Annotated in this window: 19 protein-coding genes; 15 read left to right on the top strand and 4 right to left on the bottom strand. The window is 37.8% G+C overall.

All coding sequences use genetic code 11. From position 1 onward, the window contains the following. The first annotated feature begins 317 nt into the window (after positions 1–317). The 4 genes from ACN6MT_RS20675 to ACN6MT_RS20660 all read left to right on the top strand — a co-directional run bounded on the left by ACN6MT_RS20675 (position 318) and on the right by ACN6MT_RS20660 (position 3,794). Positions 318–1,811 (top strand): carboxylesterase/lipase family protein, encoded by a 1,494-nt coding sequence (locus ACN6MT_RS20675; protein ID WP_419887827.1) that lies wholly within the window; start codon positions 318–320, stop codon positions 1,809–1,811. A 193-nt stretch (positions 1,812–2,004) separates the two neighbouring features. After that, positions 2,005–2,976: an alpha/beta hydrolase gene (locus tag ACN6MT_RS20670; RefSeq protein ID WP_419887826.1), complete on the top strand. Its 972-nt coding sequence runs from the start codon at positions 2,005–2,007 to the stop codon at positions 2,974–2,976. A 121-nt stretch (positions 2,977–3,097) separates the two neighbouring features. Continuing rightward, positions 3,098–3,499, top strand: coding sequence for an HAD family hydrolase (locus ACN6MT_RS20665; protein ID WP_419887825.1), 402 nt, complete (start codon positions 3,098–3,100; stop codon positions 3,497–3,499). Beyond that, positions 3,480–3,794, top strand: coding sequence for an HAD family hydrolase (locus tag ACN6MT_RS20660; protein WP_419887824.1), 315 nt, complete (start codon positions 3,480–3,482; stop codon positions 3,792–3,794). The genes ACN6MT_RS20665 and ACN6MT_RS20660 overlap by 20 nt, the downstream gene beginning before the upstream one ends. 30 nt (positions 3,795–3,824) lie before the next feature. On the opposite strand, the gene ACN6MT_RS20655 is transcribed toward ACN6MT_RS20660, so the two are convergent. Together ACN6MT_RS20655 and ACN6MT_RS20650 are read right to left on the bottom strand one after the other, a co-directional pair. Continuing rightward, positions 3,825–4,916 carry a DUF1648 domain-containing protein gene (locus ACN6MT_RS20655; RefSeq protein WP_419887823.1) on the bottom strand — a complete coding sequence of 364 codons (1,092 nt, stop codon included), beginning with the start codon at positions 4,914–4,916 and terminating at the stop codon, positions 3,825–3,827. A gap of 11 nt (positions 4,917–4,927) precedes the next feature. Then, positions 4,928–5,311, bottom strand: a complete 384-nt coding sequence (locus ACN6MT_RS20650) for a GntR family transcriptional regulator (RefSeq protein WP_419887822.1) — start codon at positions 5,309–5,311, stop codon at positions 4,928–4,930. 312 nt (positions 5,312–5,623) lie between these two features. On the opposite strand from ACN6MT_RS20650, the gene spxA reads away from it, so the two are divergent. From spxA to ACN6MT_RS20635, 3 genes are all read left to right on the top strand, one after another. Further along, the gene (spxA, locus tag ACN6MT_RS20645) at positions 5,624–6,019 is read left to right on the top strand and encodes a transcriptional regulator SpxA (protein ID WP_419887821.1); all 396 of its coding nucleotides are present in this window, start codon (positions 5,624–5,626) and stop codon (positions 6,017–6,019) included. A gap of 111 nt (positions 6,020–6,130) precedes the next feature. After that, positions 6,131–6,544, top strand: coding sequence for an RrF2 family transcriptional regulator (locus tag ACN6MT_RS20640; protein ID WP_034677232.1), 414 nt, complete (start codon positions 6,131–6,133; stop codon positions 6,542–6,544). Between the two features lie 113 nt (positions 6,545–6,657). Further along, the gene (locus ACN6MT_RS20635; protein WP_419887820.1) at positions 6,658–6,999 is read left to right on the top strand and encodes an IDEAL domain-containing protein; all 342 of its coding nucleotides are present in this window, start codon (positions 6,658–6,660) and stop codon (positions 6,997–6,999) included. A gap of 634 nt (positions 7,000–7,633) precedes the next feature. On the opposite strand, the gene ACN6MT_RS20630 is transcribed toward ACN6MT_RS20635, so the two are convergent. Both ACN6MT_RS20630 and ACN6MT_RS20625 read right to left on the bottom strand, forming a co-directional pair. Beyond that, complete coding sequence (locus ACN6MT_RS20630) at positions 7,634–10,666, bottom strand: efflux RND transporter permease subunit (RefSeq protein WP_419887819.1); 3,033 nt, start codon at positions 10,664–10,666, stop codon at positions 7,634–7,636. 372 nt (positions 10,667–11,038) lie between these two features. Continuing rightward, positions 11,039–12,148, bottom strand: coding sequence for an NTTRR-F1 domain (locus tag ACN6MT_RS20625; RefSeq protein WP_419887818.1), 1,110 nt, complete (start codon positions 12,146–12,148; stop codon positions 11,039–11,041). A 216-nt stretch (positions 12,149–12,364) separates the two neighbouring features. On the opposite strand from ACN6MT_RS20625, the gene ACN6MT_RS20620 reads away from it, so the two are divergent. The 8 genes from ACN6MT_RS20620 to ACN6MT_RS20585 all read left to right on the top strand — a co-directional run bounded on the left by ACN6MT_RS20620 (position 12,365) and on the right by ACN6MT_RS20585 (position 21,068). After that, positions 12,365–13,399, top strand: coding sequence for an ABC transporter permease (locus ACN6MT_RS20620; protein ID WP_419887817.1), 1,035 nt, complete (start codon positions 12,365–12,367; stop codon positions 13,397–13,399). Position 13,400: 1 nt separating this feature from the next. Further along, the gene (locus ACN6MT_RS20615; RefSeq protein ID WP_419887816.1) at positions 13,401–14,081 is read left to right on the top strand and encodes an ABC transporter ATP-binding protein; all 681 of its coding nucleotides are present in this window, start codon (positions 13,401–13,403) and stop codon (positions 14,079–14,081) included. A gap of 78 nt (positions 14,082–14,159) precedes the next feature. Next, a complete protein-coding gene (locus ACN6MT_RS20610; protein WP_419887815.1) occupies positions 14,160–14,840 on the top strand; it encodes a response regulator transcription factor in 681 nt (226 codons plus the stop codon). Then, a complete protein-coding gene (locus tag ACN6MT_RS20605; RefSeq protein ID WP_419887814.1) occupies positions 14,837–16,216 on the top strand; it encodes a sensor histidine kinase in 1,380 nt (459 codons plus the stop codon). The genes ACN6MT_RS20610 and ACN6MT_RS20605 overlap by 4 nt, the downstream gene beginning before the upstream one ends. Positions 16,217–16,391: 175 nt before the next feature. Then, positions 16,392–17,534, top strand: coding sequence for a GntR family transcriptional regulator (locus tag ACN6MT_RS20600; RefSeq protein WP_419887813.1), 1,143 nt, complete (start codon positions 16,392–16,394; stop codon positions 17,532–17,534). A gap of 304 nt (positions 17,535–17,838) precedes the next feature. Continuing rightward, entirely contained in the window at positions 17,839–19,140 is a 1,302-nt protein-coding gene (locus tag ACN6MT_RS20595) for an ABC transporter substrate-binding protein (RefSeq protein ID WP_419887812.1), read from the top strand. A 124-nt stretch (positions 19,141–19,264) separates the two neighbouring features. Next, positions 19,265–20,221 (top strand): carbohydrate ABC transporter permease, encoded by a 957-nt coding sequence (locus ACN6MT_RS20590; RefSeq protein ID WP_419887811.1) that lies wholly within the window; start codon positions 19,265–19,267, stop codon positions 20,219–20,221. Between the two features lie 13 nt (positions 20,222–20,234). Continuing rightward, positions 20,235–21,068 carry a carbohydrate ABC transporter permease gene (locus ACN6MT_RS20585; protein WP_419887810.1) on the top strand — a complete coding sequence of 278 codons (834 nt, stop codon included), beginning with the start codon at positions 20,235–20,237 and terminating at the stop codon, positions 21,066–21,068. Positions 21,069–21,088: the final 20 nt, after the last annotated feature.

The raw sequence follows: 21,088 nt of genomic DNA, 5'->3' as shown, positions 1-21,088 counted from the left end.
GTTTATTCAAAAAAGTGTAGAGCTTTACGGAAAACCGTACAGTTTATTCAAAAAAGTGTAGAGCTTCGCGGAAAACCGTACAGTTTATACAAAAAAGCGTACAGCTTTTACAAAAAACCGTACAGTTTATACAAAAAAGCGTACAGTTCATACAAAAAACCGTACAGGTTATACAAATTACCCGTAAAGTTTCAATAAACCACAATTAAAAAGATTAAACGTGATTGTAAATAACAGGAAAATCCCTTCTCCTTCTCGAATATTTTTAATTAGCAACTAGAATGTACGGAAACTTCTAAATTAGGAGGAGAAGGCGAATGACGAACACAGTTGTTGAAAGCGCTTACGGTAAGCTGCAAGGTGAACAAATCAATGATGTATTTGCATGGAGGGGCATCCCATATGCGAAGCCTCCAGTAGGATCGCTTAGGTTTCGTGCTCCAGAGCTGCTAGACTCTTGGGAAGGTATTCGGGACGCGACTTCATTCTCACCAGTTGCGCCACAACCACAACGAGAAATCATGGAGTTTTTTGGAAATGACATCTCCAATATGAATGAAGATTGTCTGTATTTAAATGTATGGTCACCAGGAGCAGATGATAAAAAGCGGCCAGTGATGGTTTGGATTCACGGGGGTGCTTTTATATCTGGATCAGGGTCTAGCAGCTGGTATGACGGTGCTTCATTCGCGGAGAAAGGCGATGTCGTTGTTGTTACGATAAATTACCGACTAGGAATTTTGGGCTTCCTACACCTAGGAGAAATTGGCGGTGAGGAATATGCGACTTCCGGAAATTGCGGCATACAGGATCAGGTCGCTGCATTGCAATGGGTGCAGGAAAACATCTCAGCCTTTGGCGGGGATCCGAATAATGTAACGGTATTTGGAGAATCTGCGGGGGCAATGAGCATTGGGGTATTGCTTGGATTCCCATCAGCACAAGGTCTTTTCCATAAAGCAATCCTTCAAAGTGGTGCTGCTGCTAATGTGCATTCTTCAGATAAAGCCACAAAAATTGCGGGTCACTTATTAGGTGCTTTACAGGTTGAACCGACGAATCTATCAAAATTAGAGGAACTGCCAATTGAGCAGTTAATTCAGGCCTCCGACCTTGTTCCTCCGATGAGCTTAGGGCCTGTAATGGATGGAATATCACTGCCAAGACATCCAGAAGAGGCAATAGCAGACGGTTCAGCAAAGGATGTCACCATACTAATTGGGACAAACAAAGATGAATACAACATTTTTAGCGCATTTGACCCTGAATGGAAAAATGCCGATGAGACACAGGTTACAAAGCAATTTGAAAAAACGTTTGGACCGCTGGTGCCAGTTATTTCAAGTTATCTCGGAGGGAACAAGCCGCTTTCCCAAGAACTTTATAACAAACTACTAACGATGAGCATCTTTACATATCCTGCACAAAAGCTAACCGAACTGCAGGTGAAACAAGGTGCTCCTGTTTGGATGTATCGGTTTGATTGGGAAACACCAGTATTTGGCGGCGCACTTAAGTCAACGCACGCTTTAGAAATTCCATTTGTGTTTAATACACTAAATACGCCAAATACGGAGAATTTCACAGGGTCTTCTCCGGACCGTCAATTGGTAGCGATCCAAATGCATCAGTCATGGATAAACTTTGCACGTAACAGCGATCCAAATACAGAAAACCTTCCTGAATGGCCAAAGTATAATCTGAATGAACGTTCAACGATGATTTTTAATCTCAAGAGTGAAGTTAAAAATGATCCAAACCGTGAGGAGCGGATCATTTGGGAACAGGCAGCAATGATGATGAAATCCTAATAATAGAATAAAGGGTGCCAGGCACCATCCAACTAAAAGGATGGTATCTGGTACTTTTCGCCGTACCTGAATTCCTAAAAAGCTTGTGCTGTAAAAAAATTACCACTTTCAGCAGTGACTGAATTATAATATATTAATATATTAGTTTCATCTTTTTACAAAATTTACATCAGAGTTAACTAGATAAAGGGGAATGAAGTTGAAAAAAAGAGTAACAAGAATAAGTATAGCAATCGTTCTGATTTTTATCATAGGAATGGGTATTGCCGGGAATTATTTTTACAATGTAGGCATTAATCGCAGTCAGGAAGGACCGAATCTTCACGGAGGCGGCAGTTCAGCGGCAGCTGCTAGTATTGAAGGATCTGAGGAACAGCAGAAAAAGATAGCGGAATTAATGAAATGGACAGAGCAGCAGCAATTTGAAATCGTTCAAATAAAGTCATATGATGGCCTAACATTAAAAGCGCGCTTTTTGAAGAATCCAAATTCTAACGGCAAAGTGGTCATTTTGGCACATGGATATAAGGGCAGCAGCGAACAAATGCCAGGGATTACAAAGGATTATTATGATATGGGCTATGATGTTTTAAAGCCTGATGCCAGAGGCCATGGGATGAGTGAAGGGAATTATATCGGTTATGGGTGGCATGACCGAAAGGATTATGTGGATTGGGTAGACTTTTTAATAGAAGAAAAGAAAGAGGATACGATTTTCCTACACGGTTTTTCAATGGGTGCAGCCACTGTTCTGATGACATCTGGTGAAAAACTCCCTAAAGAGGTAAAAGGAATTATCGCCGATAGCGGGTATACAACCGTTAAGGCAGAGTTATCTCATCAATTAAAATACCTGTACAAGCTTCCACCATTTCCGCTTATGGAAGTAACGAGTGTCGTGACAAAAATCCGCGCGGGCTATTCGTTTGAGGAGGCTTCGGCACTTGGGGGCGTAAAGAAAAATACACTGCCTTTATTTATTATTCATGGTGACCAAGATGAGCTGGTTCCAACTGAAATGGCAACGGAAATCTATGATGCTGCTTCTAGTAAAAAAGACTTGTGGATCGTGAAAGGTGCCGGCCACACCGAAGCTTATACGGTTGCTGAAGAAGAATATAAGAGTAAATTACAAAACTTTTTAGACACAGCTATTAAGCAATAATGCCTAAACTCCCTTCAATAGTAGAAGGGAGTTTTCTCACGATTCTTTCTGGATGTTTTAGTGTATAGTAGAGTAGTCCATAGAAAAAATATACTTGTTCTCAAAGAAAGGCTGATCCCATATGAAGGTTGCAATTTTTGACTTTGATGGAACATTATTTCCTGAGGAGACGTTCCCGCTTTTGATGAGTCATTTAAAAAAACATCCAATTCATTTTCAAAAGTACCGTAAATTTTTTCTCAAATTACTACCGGTTTACGTAGCATACAAATGTAAACTTTACCCTGAACAAAAAATGAAAGAGTACTCGATGTGGTCTTACATAGCGGCATTTGGTTCTTCCTCAAAAGCAGAGATCGAAGAGTTTTTTTCACAAATTGGCGAGATGATGAGTCAAAACCTTAGTAATCACATGTTAACTCGACTGGAACAACATAAAAAAGAGGGATACTACACCATGCTGGTTTCAGGAGCATATGAACCGCTGTTGAATTCGGTCACTAGTGATATATATAACTTTTGACTGTATCATCGGCAGCAGTATTCCTTACGAGGATGAAAAATTATCTAAGAACACTTCGATCCGTTACATTTATGGTGAAAGAAAGAGGGAATTCATCCATGCCCATCTTTCGAATACGGACGTGGATTGGCAAAACAGCTTTGCATATGGGGATAGTTATAGTGATTTAAATGTTCTCGAATTAGTAGGAAATCCTGTAGCCGTTAACCCTGAACCTCGTCTATTAGAAATTGCTAATCACAAGAAATGGGAAATCATTTCAGAGTTCGACCATAAGAAGAGCGTATCCAACTGAATGGATACGCTTTTGTTTTATACTCTAAGCTTACAGATTTGATAATATTATTATGACAACAAGCGGCACAAAAACGATAATATAACCGATTGGATTGCCAAAATTGAGGGTCCAGCCAACGCCAAAGCGTTTTTCTACAAAAATGGAAGGATCATTTCGGTTGAAGTAAAAGAGTCCGCCTTTCCAGTAAGAATCTTCGTCGTAATCCGTTAGGTCCTCTTTCAGCTCACCGACGGATTGTTTATCAGAACGCCCCACTTTAACAGCAAAAATAATCGTTCCCGTTAACAGGATGACAAGGAAAATCATGGGCGCCGCCATCATAGCTGTTCCGGCAAACAAATTAGGGTGAATCGTTGTTAATTGGAAAAAACTAAACATGATGGTTAGCAAAAAACTAACTCCAAACATCAGCCAGCTTGAATTTTTCCGTAATGTTAATTGGCGATTTCGCGATGCGTTTAAACTCGTTGCACTTAATTGGATTCCCGACTTACTTTTTCCAATATTGATTCCTAAGAACATTACTTGCATAGCTAAAAGTGTTAGCGGCAGAGAGATGGCAGATATTGGCGTTTTCTCCGTAAAGCGATCGGCTTTGCCATTTGCTCCCCAGTGAGTTGGAATTTGATTAGGCAGAAGGTCGTATTGGAATATGGTATAAACGATTACACCAACTGTCATCACTATAGGAAGTAAAAATACATACCAAGAAAGCATTTCGTCCTGAGACCGTACGGATAAATCAGCGACTTTAACTTGCTTTAACTGTTCCATCCAGTTCTGCTTCTTTTTTAATTGAAGTGTTTTTCCGTGATAGTAAAAATAAAGGGACAGGCTGAAAAGAATAATGCCAAATTGGATAAAGGTTCCGATTAACACGGTTTTTTCTTCGACTGGATTACTTACGAGAACCCAAAGCACATAGCTGGCTAGAGCGATGACAGAAACAAGGGCAACGATAAAGGTGTAGTTTTTTTTATAGGATAATAATTGTTCATTTTTTATGTGCTTTTCTGGGACAGTAATACCAAAGATGATGGTCCTTTTTACTAAAAAAGGAATGGCTGTTTGAATGCCAGCTAAAATAATGGAAATAAAGAGAAAAATAGCCAAAGTCATAGTAAATCCTCCTATTTTTGATTTTTCGTAAAGTCTTCGATAATCGAGGTGACAAGATTCTGGATTTGTTGATTGGTCATACCGACGACAAGAGATTCAGCAATAAGTGGCTTAAACTCATCTTTTAACCGAATGAAAGAGGATTCATTGAAATCCTGAGGAGAGGAGATAACCGCACCTGATTTAGGAACAATCGTGATAATTCCTTTTTTCTCTAATAGGTGGTAGCTTTTATTAACGGTGTGCATATTTACACCGAGGTCAGAAGCAAATACCCTTACAGAAGGCAGTGAATCGCCTGGCTTTATTTGTCCTCGAGCAATTCCTTCCATAATTTGATTACAAATTTGCTCATAAATGGGGACGTCAGAATCGGGTTCAATTACAATGATCATTACTTTCCACTCCAATCTGTTCTATATTTATTATAACACATCTGTTCTACTATTTCTAGAACAGAATGGTAAAATAAACCTCGAAAATACACTTCATGATGATAAAATTGCACATGTACCATGAAATTACAGTTGACTTCTTTAACTGTAAAAATTAATATTACAGTATAGAGGAAAGGTTCAGCTTTTTAGAAAAAAATAATTCAAATGAGAATAACATGCTTTATTGTTTCTGAACTGTAATAATTTTTGTTACATTTATGACCGGCAAGCATAGGATAATGAATAAATGATAAAAAGGGAGTGTGTAATATGGTAACTCTATTTACAACACCAAGCTGTGGATCTTGTCGAAAAGCAAAGGCGTGGTTTGAGAAACATCAGATAGACTATATTGAAAGAAACATAATAGCTGAACCGCTTACGATTGATGAGATTAAATCGATTCTTCGTCTGACAGAGGAAGGGACGGACGAGATTATTTCGACAACCTCAAAAGTTTTTCAGGAGTTGAATGTTGATATTGAATCTTTGCCACTTAATGCCTTATATAATTTAATAACCAACAACCCAAAAATGTTGCGTCGGCCAATCATGCTAGATGAAAAACGATTACAGGTTGGATATAACGAGGACGAAATTACAAGGTTCTTACCACGCAGGCTTCGTACATTTGTAAACATTGATTCGCAGATAGCGGCTAATTAGTTACATTGTGTTCAATCTGTAACGTTTATCATTACAGTATAGTAAATGATATAATAGTGAATAGTAGGAGTATCAATAATATAAAAATGATGAACGTATAGGAGGCAGGTCATGAACAGTGATTTTACACTTGCCATTCACAGTTTAACTCTACTTGCATTACAGCCAGACCGGATGTCAACTAGTGAATATATTGCAGAAAGTGCCGGTGTCCACCCAGTTCGTATAAGAAAAGTATTAAGTTTATTAAAAAAACATGGATTTATTAAATCAAAAGAAGGAATAGGCGGGGGATTTATCTTTGCTTTAGATCTTAGTGAGGTTACTCTCTGGGACATCTATAAGATTACCTCGGAAGGTGCACTTCAGCCTAAATGTCCTGAATCAAATGACCAGTGCATTGTGGGGGCAAATATGCAAAGAGTCCTGTTTAGCATTTTTTTAGGTGCTGAAGACCATCTGGGTGAATATTTAAAGGACTACACCATTAAAGAAATTGTTGATCTTATCAATAAAAAACAATAAAAGACTGCCAATAAGTGTCTTTTTAGTTTAACTGTAATAAATTAAATTACAGTAAATGAAACATGAATGGAGCATTAAGAAGGACTATACTTTTCCAAGCAGGTGAAAAAATAATGTTGAGTAATAATGATTTTCCAAAGTTAGAAACAGGTGATTGGGTTAAAGGGAATTTGCACACAGGTGAATTAATTATTGGTTATATTGAATCCCTTAGCAGTTTAGAAGGAATCGCAAAGGTCAAAATTGTGACAAGTGACAACAAAGACATAAATGGCAGAACAATAGCATTATTAACCAACCAGCTTAAACGTTTGCCTGCTGCAAATGTCAGCAATAAGGAACAAATCCTTTTCCTAATTGATTTAGCGTTAGCTACCGGAGATGAAGAATGGTTTAAGGAGCTGTCAGCCAAATTGAATTCAATGACTCAGCTTTTAAAGGAGGTCAATGCTTAAGAAGAACATCCTTTGGGGGGAAACTGACTGGAGTGGACCATAAAGGCTTCCGGTGCTTTCTATTAAAAGATACAAGAATTGACGTATGAATTGGTATACGTCTTTTTCTTTATTTAGAATCAGGTAAGATTAAGCACCTGAGCTGATATAAGTAGACGGAAAAATTCCGCTTAATTAGAAATTATCTTTAAAAAAGGCTTAAATAGACGGAAAGATTCCGTCTATTGGATCGAATTATTATAAAATGGAAGATTTTGCTTAGGATAGTCGGAAAAACTCCTCCTATTTCCCTCAAAATAAGCTCCATTCTTCATTTAACCGGAAAATCTCCGGTTAATTTACTTTTGCTGATTAAGGATCGGTGAAGAAGTATATACTTTTTTACCATTGTACTGTACTAATTGTCCTTTCAAGTGGATAGTCTCCACCTGCGGCAATTACCATGATAGCCAGATATGCTATCCCCACTAGAGGTAGAATCATAAGTAGATGTTAATGTTATGTAAATCTATTATAAAAACGTAGTAAACTAAATAAGCCGAAAACATGCATTTGGATATTCCCTCTGCATGTTTTTGGCTATGTTCTTTGTATACGAGTCTACTTACATTTTTGGAATCCAATCAATAAGGTTTTACATTTGAATGTGCTGCTCAGTTGATTCTGCCATTCGTTGTTTCTTTGATTTTTTAAAATACAATAGTTCATATACACATGGGATGACGATTAAGGTTAAGAGGGTAGCAAGAGCCAACCCGCCAATAACGACAACAGCCAAGCTTTGAGAAACCAAGCTTCCACTCTGGGATGCTTTAAACAAAAGTGGAATCATTGCACATATGGTAGCGATCGCAGTCATTAAAATCGGCCTCATTCTCGTAGCTGCCGCTTCTATAATTGCTTCGCGTATCGTCATTTTTTCTTCATTTTGTCTGACACGGTCAATCAGAACAATAGCGTTTGTTACGACAATGCCAATTAGCATGAGCGCTCCAAGAAGAGCGGTGATATCAACCGATATCCTGCTGATTAAGATCCCTAAAATTGCACCGATGGCAGCCAGCGGCAGGGAGGTTAAGATCGCAATTGGCGCTTTAATTGACTTAAACGTGATCACCATAATCAAGAATACAATTCCAATCGAAACAAGCATCGTTAAGAATAAGTCAGTAAAATCCTCCATTTGCTGTGCACTTGCGCCTCCAACGAGAACCTCCACATCATCTGGAATGTCCATTCCTTTAATTTCTTTTTGATCTCCGAATAATTCCAAATTGATCTTCGTCGAAATTTCTGAGAGTTTAGCAGGATCGACGGTTGCTGTAACGCGTAGGTAGGTCTCCCCATCTTTATGGAATTGACTGGTTGAACTCTCAGCCACTTTTAATGTTGCTATCTCAGAAACAGGTACCATTCCGCTTTCGGTCATAATCGGGATGTTTTTCAAGTCGTTTTGTGTTTTTGTGTTAAGTAAAGGTTCCAGAACGACAAGTGTTTGTTTTTCATCTACTGTAATCGTTCCAATCGGTGTTTGATTTAACATGACCCCAAGCTGCTGGGCGATTTGCTGAGTATTACCTTTTGCAGGATCTACAACGAGAGAGTAGACAGTTTTCTTTTCATCTTGATTCGTGGTAACTTCCTCAACACCGTCAATATCAGCTACGGTTTCTTTAATACTGTTTGCTGTTTTTTCGAGTTGCTCGATATTCTCACCAACCACGTCGATGGTAATATTGGTTGCTGAGCCGCCCATCATAAACGAAGCCGTGGCCACTTCTAAAACAGCGTCCTTATAGTCATCCTTTTTCTTTTCAATTTCTTTTAAAACTTTGTCTGTGTCATCTTTATCTTTTAATAGGATACTGATGACCGCTTCGGTTGGAGAACCAATTTGGCCAAATTGAGCAGTATCTGCTGAAGAACCGACTTGGTTAAACATATATTCAACCTCATCCATCTCAGCTATTGAATTTTCAAGCTCGATTGCCTTTTCTTTGACTGTTTCAAAAGGTGTATCATTCGGATATTTCAAGGTGGCTGAAATAAAGTCCGCAGAAGAATTATCAACAGCACCTTTTGGTACAGCGAAGTAAGCTCCTATCGATCCGGCAAATAATAGCAGGGAAATCGTAAATACGATCCATTTATGATTCAAAGACCATTTGACTACTTTTGGAAAGCGTACGGCCGGTTTATGTTCTGGAAGTTTGGTGTTTTTCAACAAACCAGCACTCATTAAAGGAACCAATGTTAAGGCAACCAAAAGCGAGGCCAATAGGGAATAGGTAACCGTTAGCGCAAATGGTAAAAGGAATTCCTGCAGCCCTCCGTTTAATAAGCTCATTGGAAGGAAGACCGCAACCGTTGTTAAGGTGGAGGCCGTGATGGCTACTCCAACTTGTTTCGTTGCATCAATCACCATTTGAACCGAAAACTTCTCTGTTTGCATTTTACGATAGATATTTTCAATGACAACAATACTGTCGTCAACAAGACGTCCAACGGCCACTGCAACCCCGCCGAGTGTTAAAATATTTAATGTCACCCCGGACCGTGACAATAAGAACAAGGTAAAACAAAGGGATAGCGGGATGGAAACGATCGTAATAAACGTTGTTCGGATATTACGTAAAAAGATCATAATCACAATGGTTGCAAACAAAGCACCGAGAAGAACTTCTTTCATCATCGTTTGAACAGACGTTTCAACCATATCAGCTGAAGCTACATAAATTGTAGATTCTTGTGAATCGTATTTTTTATTATTTTCCTTTGTTACTTTTTCAATTTCTTTACTAATGGTTACAGCGTTTGAATGACTGTCCTTCGTGATACTAATGCTTAGTGCTTCGTTCCCATCGAATCGATTCAAGAAATTGGATTCAGTTGTTTCTTCAATTGATGAGATATCCTCTAGTGTTACATTTGGTGCGACTGGGAGGCTTTTAAGTTTTTCGAGACTTGATACATCACCAATCACTTTAATATTGCTTGTTTTTCCATCAATATTCTTTTCACCAACTGCTACAGCGGTGTTTTGACCTTGAAGAAGACCCATTACCGATTGCAGTGATACCTGGTTTTGTGCTAATTTTTGGTTATCAATTTTTACTGAAATAACAGGATCCACTAAACCATAGGTCTGAACTTGGGCAACACCGTCAATCTCTTTGTATAACGGTTCAATTTTTTCTTTTACCAATTCAAGGTTTTCGGTTGTGAGACCGTCTTTAAAGGTTACAGCGATGTTGGAGATGGGAATCATGGAGGTATTGAGCTGTGAAATGATTGGCTTAGATATGTAAGCTGGAAGTGCGACATTTGATAATGCCTCTTGAACAGCTAATTTTGCCTGTTTCATGTCGGAACCCGCTTCAAAAAATAAATCTACTTTTGAAAAGCCGTCTCCCGTTGTAGAATAGATTGAATTTTTTCCTTTAATTCCGGTTACCGCACGTTCAATCGGAGAAGTAACATCACTTTCCATTGTTTTTGAATCGGTTCCTTGCCCCATCGTGATAATGGTTACTTGCGGATTGTCTGCAGAAGGCAAGAACTCCATCGGTAATCGAAAATAACTAATAATCCCGATAATTAATACTAATACCGTTATTAAGGATACAGCGGCTTTATTTCGAAAAGCCCATTTCGTGAAAACTGACATAGGTATATCTCCCCTTTGATATAGATAGAAAGTCCAAGGTGAATCTTAACATAATTTTGTAAAAAACAACCATTATTTACCATTAAATTTCAAAAGTTTTACAATGTCTTAATAGTTGAATATACGAACACCGCCTTTTTTTCTAGTTCTATTTAACTATTTCCTTGATCCTGCTCCATAAATATCCCATATTTTTCATGTTTTGAGGAGACTGAATTTTTTCTAAGACTTTAGACTTACCGAATGTAAATAAATACTGACTCAAAAAATAAAAAAAGTAATAAGCTCAAAATAAGAGCCAGGTACCTTCCAATTTTTTGGACGGTTCCTGGCTCTTGTTTTTAGTCTAAAAGTGACAAACGGCCACCATTTTTAACTAACAGGTGTAGTAATTAGATTTCCACTATTATTGACCGATACTAGCCAACGTGAATTATTTGGTGCGGTTAATATAATCCCTTGACCAGTACCCAGTATCGCGATATGACCATTTTGGACCCTTAAAGATTCATCTGGAACTACTCCTCCACCCAAAAATCCGGATAATTCCAATGTACCTCCTTGGATGCTTCCACTGCCGATTACGTCGCCACTTCCACCTACTATTAAATTATTATCAGCATAAACTGTAGTCACAAAAACAGTAAATGGTCCAAAAAAGGAGGTGATTCCTTGGAACTCTGCTCCTCCATTCACTTGGAAATTTTCACCCACAGTAAAATCACCTGTGGTGGTCAAGGAATCAATCGTAAAATTCGTATTTCCATTAACCGTTAACTCACCTTGAATGGTTGTATTTCCACCTACAGAAAGGTTACCTTGTACAGTTTCATTTCCTCTAACCTCAACGATGTCAGACAATGTATTACCTAAAAGAGTAGTCCCACCTACAAATAAATCACCTGCTATGGCTTCACTTCCTGCTACATTAACTAAGTCAGACAATGAACTGCCTAATTGAGCACTTCCGTTAACCGCTAGATTACCACCCACAGTAAAATCACCAATTGGTCCGGATGAACCGCCGTTAACAGCTAGAAGTGCCACATCATCTACAACAACCGTTGCAGAACCAGATTGGGATTGTTTGGTGAACAATACCCGAGCTCGTCTGGCTGTACTTGGTGCGGGGGAGGTTGTCCCATAGACTTCCACCCAATTGTTCGTAAGGCGTCCACTTGGAATGGTAATCGTAAGTGCGGTTCCTACGGTATTATTACTACTATCCAAGTAGGATATGTTAATAGAAATTGGTGGACTAGTAAATGAATTAATTTTAGCGAGTGACGCCAAAAATTCAAAGGTTTCCCCTGGGGTTACATTTACCAATTGAGAAAAAGAAAAGGTACCGGATCCTCCAGTAAATCCAATACTGAAATTACCAGAATGGCTCATTGTATTACGAATAGAAACACCGAGTCCTGAAAACGGACTAATCGTTCCCGTCTCAAACCCTCCATTTACAATACGATTATCTATCAAAACGATCACTCCTATTATTTACTTCTTTATATTTCTATTAAACTTAATTGTTTTTTGTATGTATGCTTGTCCTATATAACAAAAAATAGATGCTGTATGTAATGACAGTTTCTATAAAACACAATTATCAAATAGAATTTTTACAGCAATTGTTCATCTTGAGTTCATAATCCGACGATAAACTAATGATGTTATTAAGAGATTGGAGGAATAAAGATGAATATGGCTTGGAAAGAAATGAAAAAGAATAAAGTGAGATTTTTGATTTTAGGTTCGATTGTTTTTCTTGTTAGTTTATTAACGTTTATCATATCGGGTTTGGCAAATGGATTATCACAGGACAATGCTGCATTAATAAAAGATTTGCCAGAGGGACATTTTTATATGTCCCAAGATGCGGATCAAACCATTAATCTCTCAAGAATCGATAGAGATGTTCAGGAAAACATGTTAAAAAAGCATAAAGAAGCCGTTGCATTTTCCATTCAAATGGGGTTTTTGAATGATGAGGATGAAAAGCAGCAAAGTGTCGCCTTTGTAACATCGACTGAATCTCCGGTATTTGAAAATGTCCAAAAGGGAGAAGTTGTATTAGATCTGTCTATGAAAGAAAAGGGGATACAAGTTGGTGATTCCTTAACGAATAATCAGTACAGCGGCAAATTCATTGTTAAAGGCTTTGTCGACCAAAAGAAATTCAGTCATGCACCTGTTGCATTTATTCATTCTGAAGACTACCAAGAAATGTACCGCGTTAAAGAAATGCAATTGATTTTTGTACCAGGAAAGGATTCTATTGGTGCAGTCACAGGATTAGATGTGTTTACTAAGAAACAATTCTTAAACACGATATCTAGTTACAAGGCAGAGCAGACATCGCTTAATATGATCGTTTGGTTTTTAGTTGTGATTAGCGGTATGTTATTCGGGATCTTTTTCTACATGATGAACGTTCAGAAAATGGGCTTATACGGAATCTTAAAGGCAATTGGGGTAAAAACAAGAACGTTGTTCCACATGATGTGGACACAAATGATGGTGATTACAGTAATAGCTTTAACGATATCGATTACACTTAGTCAGGTTTTTAATAGGCTGGCACCTAAGGATATGCCTTTCAGCTTGACCATCGAAACAACAGCACAATTATCGATCGTCTTCTTCATGATTGGTTTTATGGGGGCTACGATTTCCGGCCTGCAGATTAAAAAAGTACAACCATTACAAGCAATTCAACAAGGAGAGGTTTAATATGACACGATTTACACTCGATAAAGTGAGAAAAACGTTTATCAATGGAGAAGTAAAGGAAGAAATCCTAAAAGGAATCAACCTTTCTCTTAGAGAAGGTGAGTTAACAGCATTAGTAGGAGCTTCTGGTTCCGGTAAAAGTACACTTTTAACCATTGCAGCTGGACTTCAACCTGCTACAGCGGGGCAGGTACTTTTCGAAGGGGAAAATTTAACCGCGTTGAATGGAGAACAAGTTAGAAAAATTCGGTCCAGTAAATTTGGTTTTGTTTTTCAATTCGCTCATTTGGTTCCTTTTCTCACCGTAGAAGAGCAATTATTGCTTATGTTGGATGTATCAGAATCTAAAACAAAGAAGACAGAACAACAAAAGGAAATTGACAAAATACTAACATTAGTCGGGATGAACCATCGAAAGCATGCCTACCCAGCCACATTATCAGGTGGAGAAAAACAGCGGGTTGCCATTGCTCGTGCCATCATTCATAAACCAAAGGTTCTGTTCGCTGATGAGCCAACTGCCAGCTTGGATTCAACAAAATCAAGAGATGTGATGACGTTACTTCGAGATTTAACAAAAAGGTTGAACCTGACTACATTAATGGTAACGCATGATGAAGATATGCTCTCCTATGCTGACCGTATCATTAAGATGAGTGATGGTATGGTTTTGGGCAGTTAACATTAGAAATGGAAGATCGTTTGGGTATAATGAACTTAAGATATTTTGCAGGAGATTTCAACACTAGGGAGAACAGATATGACAACTATTTTAATTGTTGATGATGATATTCATATAGTAAACCTAGTCACCATTCAACTATCTAATCAAGGCTATAAGGTACTCCAAGCAAAAGATGGGGTTGAAGCCTTGGAAGTACTTAAAAAGGGAGCGAGTGACTTAGCCATAGTTGACGTGATGATGCCATTCATGGACGGTTTTACACTAACAAAGGAAATTCGAAAGCAGTATGATATTCCTGTCCTCCTTTTAACTGCTAGAGACCAAATTGAGGATAAGGAGCAAGGATTTCTGGCCGGAACAGATGATTATTTGGTTAAGCCCTTTGAACCAAAAGAATTACTTTTTCGAATAAAAGCATTGTTACGGAGATATGAATCTCAAGTAGATGACACCTTTGTACGGATTGGCAATACAACTATAAATAAAAAAAGCTATGAAGTCCAAAGTGGAAACCGAACCTTGCTATTACCATTAAAGGAATTTGAACTCTTATCGTATCTATTTTCTAATCCCAAGCAAGTATTTTCGAGGGAACACCTGATAGAAAAGATTTGGGGAAGGGATTATGAAGGAGATGACCGAACCGTAGATGTTCATATAAAAAGGTTAAGGGAACGTTTTTCTACATTAAGTGATGATTTTCAGATCAAAACAGTACGAGGGGTTGGCTATTTTTTGGAGGCCCAAAGGAAATGAGAACCCTTTATGTGAAATTTATTGTCATCACTACTGGTATGATGCTGATCAGTTTTATCCTTGCTTTTTTAATCTCAAATACCTATTACCATCAAAAAATAAAGCCGGTTAATGACCAAAAAAACACAAAAGTTGCGCTTAACATTGCCACTTTTGCAAAAGACCATCCGGATAACAACTTAATAGATTATTTAGAGAATGTTTCGGGAGTCGGCTATCAACTGTACTTAGTCGATAGTGTTGGGAATGAACATTCTTTCGGTGAACCTTTCAGAGATAAAAATCTTCCCAATTCAACCAAGAAACGTGTGTTAAATGGTCAAATTTTTCACGGTATCCTTCAGTTCCCGCGCGAAACGTTTGTCACAGGATTTTTTGCCAATGAACTAAGGAACACGATCGGTGTTCCGTTAGAACATAACGGAATAAACTACGCTCTTTTTATAAGACCTGATATAAAATTTCTTTTCAACGAAATGCATGTTTTATTTGGATGGATTTTGCTATTAGCCATTTCTCTGAGCTTCGTGATGGTACTGATTAACACTAGATATCTGATTAAACCTATTTCTACCCTAACGAAAGCAACAAAGGCTTTAGCGAATGGAAAATATCATGTGAATCTGGATATTCATCGTGATGATGAGTTAGGGCAGCTTTCCCAAAGTTTTTTACAAATGGCGACAAAGTTGGAACAAATGGAGGACATGAGAAAAGAATTTATATCAAATATTTCTCATGATATCCAGTCACCGCTTTCGAATATAAAAGGTTATACGAACCTATTGGACAATGATTCGATTAGCAAGGAAGATAAAACTCAATATATTTCCATTATTAATAATGAAATTAGCCGTTTATCTTCCTTAACGAAACAATTATTACTTCTTGCTTCGTTAGATCGAAGTGAAGATGTAATGAAGAAAAAATGGTTCAACGTTGGTGAGCAAATAAAGGGATTAATTACGAACTACCAATGGGCAATAAGTGAAAAAGGATTAATGGTTAGTTACAGCTTACCTGATATCAATATTATGGGGGACCCCGCCTTACTTGAAACGGTTTGGGATAATCTTCTATCCAATGGTATTAAGTATAATGTACCCAATGGCAGTATTGAGATATCAATTGAAGAAAGAGGAAATTCGCTCTTCGTGACGTTTGTTGATACAGGTTTAGGGATGAGTGATCACGAAGTAGATCAGATTTTTGACCGCTTTTACCGAGTAGATTCATCACGTACAAGAAGTGTGGAAGGGACTGGCTTAGGTCTTTCAATTGTAGCAAGCATTGTCAAACTGCATAATGGGATTATTACAGTAAAGAGTAAAGAAAAAGAAGGATCTACTTTTATTGTTGAACTGCCAGTTAACTAGAATTTCTCTTAGAAATAGCAGAAGTATATTAGCAATACTTCTGCTATTTTGATCATTCAATAGGGAAATTTGAATACGCTGTCTAGTAATAAATAACCATTTTAGTTGTTTTGATAACATTAAGATGATATATTTATATATAATAACTATATCAACTTTAAAAGGTGACTAAAAGATGAATACTCCCTTATATGAAAAAATTTATGAATATATCATCGAGCAGATAAAGAAGGGGACCTTAATGGAGGGAGATCGGGTTCCTTCGGAAAAGGAATTGGCTGAGGAATTCGATGTAAGCAGAATTACATCAAAAAAAGCGTTAGATTTACTAGCTCAAAATAACATCATTGAGCGGATAAGAGGAAAGGGCTCTTTTGTCGCCAAACTGAAGCCTGAAAATAACGAGTGGTCTCCAAATGATATCCCAAGTTCGTTACTTACAAATAGTAAATTAATTGCTTTAATTATACCTGACTTTGATAATGCCTTTGGATTAAATTTAGTGAAAACCATAGAAAAAATTTGTCTGCAAAACAATTGCAACTTGATTATCCGGCGTACAAGAGGAAAGAAAAAAGAAGAAGAAAATGCAATAATTGATCTAGTAAATAGTGGAGTGGATGGTCTAATCATCTTTCCTGTCCACGGTGAACATTACAATACAGAAATATTAAAACTAGTATTAAAGGATTTTCCAATCGTGTTAGTCGATCGTTACTTGAAGGGAATACCAGCAAGTTCTGTTTGTACAAATAATCAATCAGCCTCTGAAACCTTAACGAACTACTTATTTACTTTAGGTCATAAAGAAATCGCTTTCATTTCTCCGTCTCCCAGCGGGAATTCGACGATTGAAGAGAGACTCCAAGGGTATCAAATTGCTTATTCAAAGCAAGGATTAAAAATGAAACCTGATTTTTTATTAATTGATATGATCAGTTCCTTGCCGCAAAATAATGAGGATCAGTCAGGTATAACATTGCAAGCTGACTCTCAATCTATCAAACATTTTATTGAAAACCATCCCGAAGTCACTGCCTTTGTTGTGGGTGAATATTATTTGGCTCTTACTCTTAATAATGTTTTAAACAAGCTTGGGAAGAAAATTCCTGAAGATAATTCCATTGTTTGTTTTGACTGCCCAGAAGAACGTTTTGAACAGCCTCTCTTTACTCATATCCGACAACATGAGGAAGAAATGGGAAAGAAAGCCGTACATTTATTAATGAAACAGTTAAATGGTGAGAAAATTCCCAAGCATACTGTCATTGATTTTACTCTGTATAAAGGAAAATCAACGGCGTCAATTCATCCATAATAAATCCAAAAACAATCCATTAAACGGATTGTTTTTTTATACATACCGATTTTTTTTGGATGATCAATTTAACAGTAATAATCAAAGAGAATGTAAAGAAAGAATATTCAAAAAATATATTGACATGTCTGTAAGCAATTGTTAATCTATCAATATACCATTAATAATAACAAGTTAAAGTTGTTATATCATTATGTACAAATATTTTTTTGGTCAATCATGAAAGCGCTTTTATTAATGGTGCATCTGAGAAATTACATAAAAAGTGTGTAAAAAAATTAGGTAGAAGGGCAGGGGGATGAAGATGAAACAAAAGAAAAAAAGAATCGGGGCATTTGCATTAGTATTCGTTTTAACATTATCAATGATTCTTTCTGGATGTTCCTCGAAGTCTAGTTCTTCAGGAAAAGCAAACAAAGATCAAACAACCGTGACTTTTTGGCACCCGATGACAGATGTAACAGGTGAAGCGGTGGACGCAGTTATTAAGGAATTTGAGAAAAAAAATCCAGATATCAAGATTAATGCGGTCTATACAGCGAATCAAGGTGAAGGTCAAAATGAAAAATTAATGACAGCGATCTCTGGAGGAAATCCTCCTGATGTTGCATACTTCGACCGTTTTGAGATCGGATCTTGGGCAGCGCAAGGATCCTTGGAGGATTTGACAGAATTAGCTGCATCAAGCGGAGTTAAAAAGGATACTTATTATCCTTTTGCGTGGGATGAGGCGAATTACCAAGGAAAACTATACGGAATCCCTACCACAACGGATTCAAGGCTCGTGTATTTTAATATCGATCATTTTAAAGAGGCGGGATTAGATCCTGAAAACCCACCGAAAACCATTGCAGAATTAGAGGCTGCTGCAGAAAAATTAACCAAGAAAAAAGGAAAGCGCTTTGAACGTATTGGCTTTATTCCATGGTTTGGCCAAGGCTGGTTCTATGGCTGGGGTTGGTCGTTCGGCGGAGAATTCTTTAACACTGAAACAAATCAAGCAACGGCAACTGACCCAAAAGTTGTGGAGGCACTTCAATGGATTACAGATTATGCAAAGAAATATAATGTCGAGGATATCGCTGGGTTTACCGACTCACAAGGCCAGGGTGCAATGGACCCATTCTTAACTGGCCAGCTAAGCATGAAGGTAAGCGGGCCGTGGGAAGTTTCCGCCATTAAGAAATTCAAACCAGATTTGAAATATGGGGTATTTCCTATGCCAACTCCAACAGGAGAAAATCATACAACATGGTCTGGGGGATGGTCCGTTGTGATCCCTAAGGGCGCGAAGAATAAAGACGCTGCATGGGAATTTTTAAAGTTCTTTGGAGGAGAGGAAGGTCAAAAGATTTTTAGTGGAATCGCCAGAGACTTCTCTGTCATCGATTCCGTCAATGAGGAACTAGGATATAAAGAAGACCCAATCTTAAAAGAATTTGTCAATATCTTGCCAGTTTCTCATCATAGACCTGTTATGACCCAAGGATCCTTATACTGGAATGAATTGGCCAGCGCGGTAGAAAATGCAACACGCGGAAATGGAACTCCAGAAGAGTTACTGAAAAAAGTGAATGAAAAAGTAAATAAAGAACTAAGTAAATAAAAAATCTAAGTGCCCAATCAGCAACGAATTGTAACTAGATGTCGGGTGCAGGAACGGAATATATAGGGGAGGAGTTTTCTCCTCCCGAATTAAAAATAGTGGAGAGAGAGGAGCGGTTGGTAACATGCAATTGGCAGAAAATAAGAACTCTCCTAAAACAGAGCCTAACAATCAAATAAACATCACTGCTAAGAAAAGTCGGGCTAATTGGAGGCAATACAAAACTGGATTATTATTTGCATCACCATGGATTATTGGTTTACTCGTTTTTTATGCCATTCCCTTATTTTCATCCATTTATTTTAGCTTTACTACATACAGTATTCTTCAGCCAGGAGAATTCATTGGTTTGCAGAATTATAAAGATTTAATGAATGATCAATTATTTTGGAAATCCGTCTATAATACCGTTTACTTTGCGGTGTTTTATGTCCCATTAGGAATTATCTTTGGTGTGGCGCTGGCCATGATGCTGAACATGAAGGTGAAAGGGATGGCCATTTACCGAACAATTTTCTTCCTGCCGACTCTTGTTCCGCATGTAGCCCTGGCGGTTTTATGGATGTGGCTGTTAAATCCAGGTTTTGGGCTAGTAAACGGAATATTAAGCACGATTGGCATTGAAGGGCCATCATGGCTCGGAAGTGAGACATGGTCAAAGCCTTCATTAATCGTGATGTCCTTGTGGGGAATAGGGCAAGCTGTGGTGATCTATTTAGCCGGTCTCGGAGATATTCCGGAAGATTATTATGATGCAGCAAATGTTGACGGAGCGAACTGGTTCCAAAAAACGTTTCATATTACTATACCTCTATTAACACCAGTTATATTTTTTAATTTGGTCATGGGAATTATTGGGGCCTTCCAGCAATTCACATTGCCTTACACATTGACTCAAGGGAAAGGGACACCAGCCAATTCATTAACATTTTATGTGATGTATTTATATGATAACGGCTTTAAATTCTTCAAAATGGGCTATGCGTCTGCTATGGCATGGGTATTATTTGTAATTGTTATGGCACTAACTGCCTTTGTATTTCTAACATCCAAGCGCTGGGTTCACTACCAGGGAAAATAAGGGAGGAGAAAAAATGGATGCAACAAGAAAGAAGAAAGTATCTCGTTTTTCAGCACAAATTGTCCTAATCATCGCATCATTTTTCTTTATGATTCCATTTATTTGGATGGTATCAACATCATTAAAACCATTAACACAAGTATTTACTTTTCCACCTGAATGGATCCCAAAGCCAGTGAAGTGGAGCAATTATATTGATGCTATGAATTATATCCCGTTTTTCACATATTTAAAAAACACCATCATCATTACCGTGTTAAGTACCGTTGGCGCTGTTTTATCGTGTCCAATTGTTGCATATAGCTTTGCAAAACTGAAATGGCCTGGGAGGAATATCCTTTTTATCATTACCATTGGTGTCATGATGATCCCGGGGCAAGTGACCATGATTCCATTATTTTTATTGTTTGAAAAATTAGGGATGGTTGGCACACCGTATCCATTAATCCTCCCGGCATTTTTCGGAATCCCTTTTTACATCTTCTTGTTAAGGCAATTTTTTATGGGCTTACCTGATAGTTTAAGAGAGGCTGCAAAGATAGATGGTGCCAGCGAATTTAGAATCTACTGGCAAATCATGCTTCCGCTAGCAAAACCAGCGGTATTGGCCGTAGGACTATTTCAATTTATGGCAAGTTGGACAGACTTTATTGGACCATTACTCTATTTAACAGATTCCGTTCAATACACTTTATCTCTAGGTTTGCAGCAATTCCAAAGCCAGAAGGGTTCTGAGTGGGGGCTGATGATGGCTGTATCCACCATGATGACGATTCCTGTTGTGATTCTATTCTTCTTTTTGCAAAAAACATTTATTAAAGGAATCACTTTCAGTGGAATTAAATAGAAATCTATTAATATCTATTT

Source organism: Neobacillus niacini, assembly GCF_048572935.1.
GTDB classification, from domain to species: Bacteria; Bacillota; Bacilli; order Bacillales; family Cytobacillaceae; genus Neobacillus; species Neobacillus niacini.
The sequence above is the reverse complement of the archived record's forward strand: the minus strand, read 5'-3'. Positions and strand labels throughout refer to the sequence as shown.

Coding starts and splice junctions, on each gene's coding strand:
- ACN6MT_RS20675 (WP_419887827.1), top strand. CDS start 318: ATGACGAACACAGTTGTTGAAAGCGCTTACGGTAAGCTGCAAGGTGAA.
- ACN6MT_RS20670 (WP_419887826.1), top strand. CDS start 2,005: ATGAAGTTGAAAAAAAGAGTAACAAGAATAAGTATAGCAATCGTTCTG.
- ACN6MT_RS20665 (WP_419887825.1), top strand. CDS start 3,098: ATGAAGGTTGCAATTTTTGACTTTGATGGAACATTATTTCCTGAGGAG.
- ACN6MT_RS20655 (WP_419887823.1), bottom strand. CDS start 4,916: ATGACTTTGGCTATTTTTCTCTTTATTTCCATTATTTTAGCTGGCATT.
- ACN6MT_RS20650 (WP_419887822.1), bottom strand. CDS start 5,311: ATGATCATTGTAATTGAACCCGATTCTGACGTCCCCATTTATGAGCAA.
- spxA (WP_419887821.1), top strand. CDS start 5,624: ATGGTAACTCTATTTACAACACCAAGCTGTGGATCTTGTCGAAAAGCA.
- ACN6MT_RS20640 (WP_034677232.1), top strand. CDS start 6,131: ATGAACAGTGATTTTACACTTGCCATTCACAGTTTAACTCTACTTGCA.
- ACN6MT_RS20635 (WP_419887820.1), top strand. CDS start 6,658: ATGTTGAGTAATAATGATTTTCCAAAGTTAGAAACAGGTGATTGGGTT.
- ACN6MT_RS20630 (WP_419887819.1), bottom strand. CDS start 10,666: ATGTCAGTTTTCACGAAATGGGCTTTTCGAAATAAAGCCGCTGTATCC.
- ACN6MT_RS20620 (WP_419887817.1), top strand. CDS start 12,365: ATGAATATGGCTTGGAAAGAAATGAAAAAGAATAAAGTGAGATTTTTG.
- ACN6MT_RS20615 (WP_419887816.1), top strand. CDS start 13,401: ATGACACGATTTACACTCGATAAAGTGAGAAAAACGTTTATCAATGGA.
- ACN6MT_RS20610 (WP_419887815.1), top strand. CDS start 14,160: ATGACAACTATTTTAATTGTTGATGATGATATTCATATAGTAAACCTA.
- ACN6MT_RS20605 (WP_419887814.1), top strand. CDS start 14,837: ATGAGAACCCTTTATGTGAAATTTATTGTCATCACTACTGGTATGATG.
- ACN6MT_RS20600 (WP_419887813.1), top strand. CDS start 16,392: ATGAATACTCCCTTATATGAAAAAATTTATGAATATATCATCGAGCAG.
- ACN6MT_RS20595 (WP_419887812.1), top strand. CDS start 17,839: ATGAAACAAAAGAAAAAAAGAATCGGGGCATTTGCATTAGTATTCGTT.
- ACN6MT_RS20590 (WP_419887811.1), top strand. CDS start 19,265: ATGCAATTGGCAGAAAATAAGAACTCTCCTAAAACAGAGCCTAACAAT.
- ACN6MT_RS20585 (WP_419887810.1), top strand. CDS start 20,235: ATGGATGCAACAAGAAAGAAGAAAGTATCTCGTTTTTCAGCACAAATT.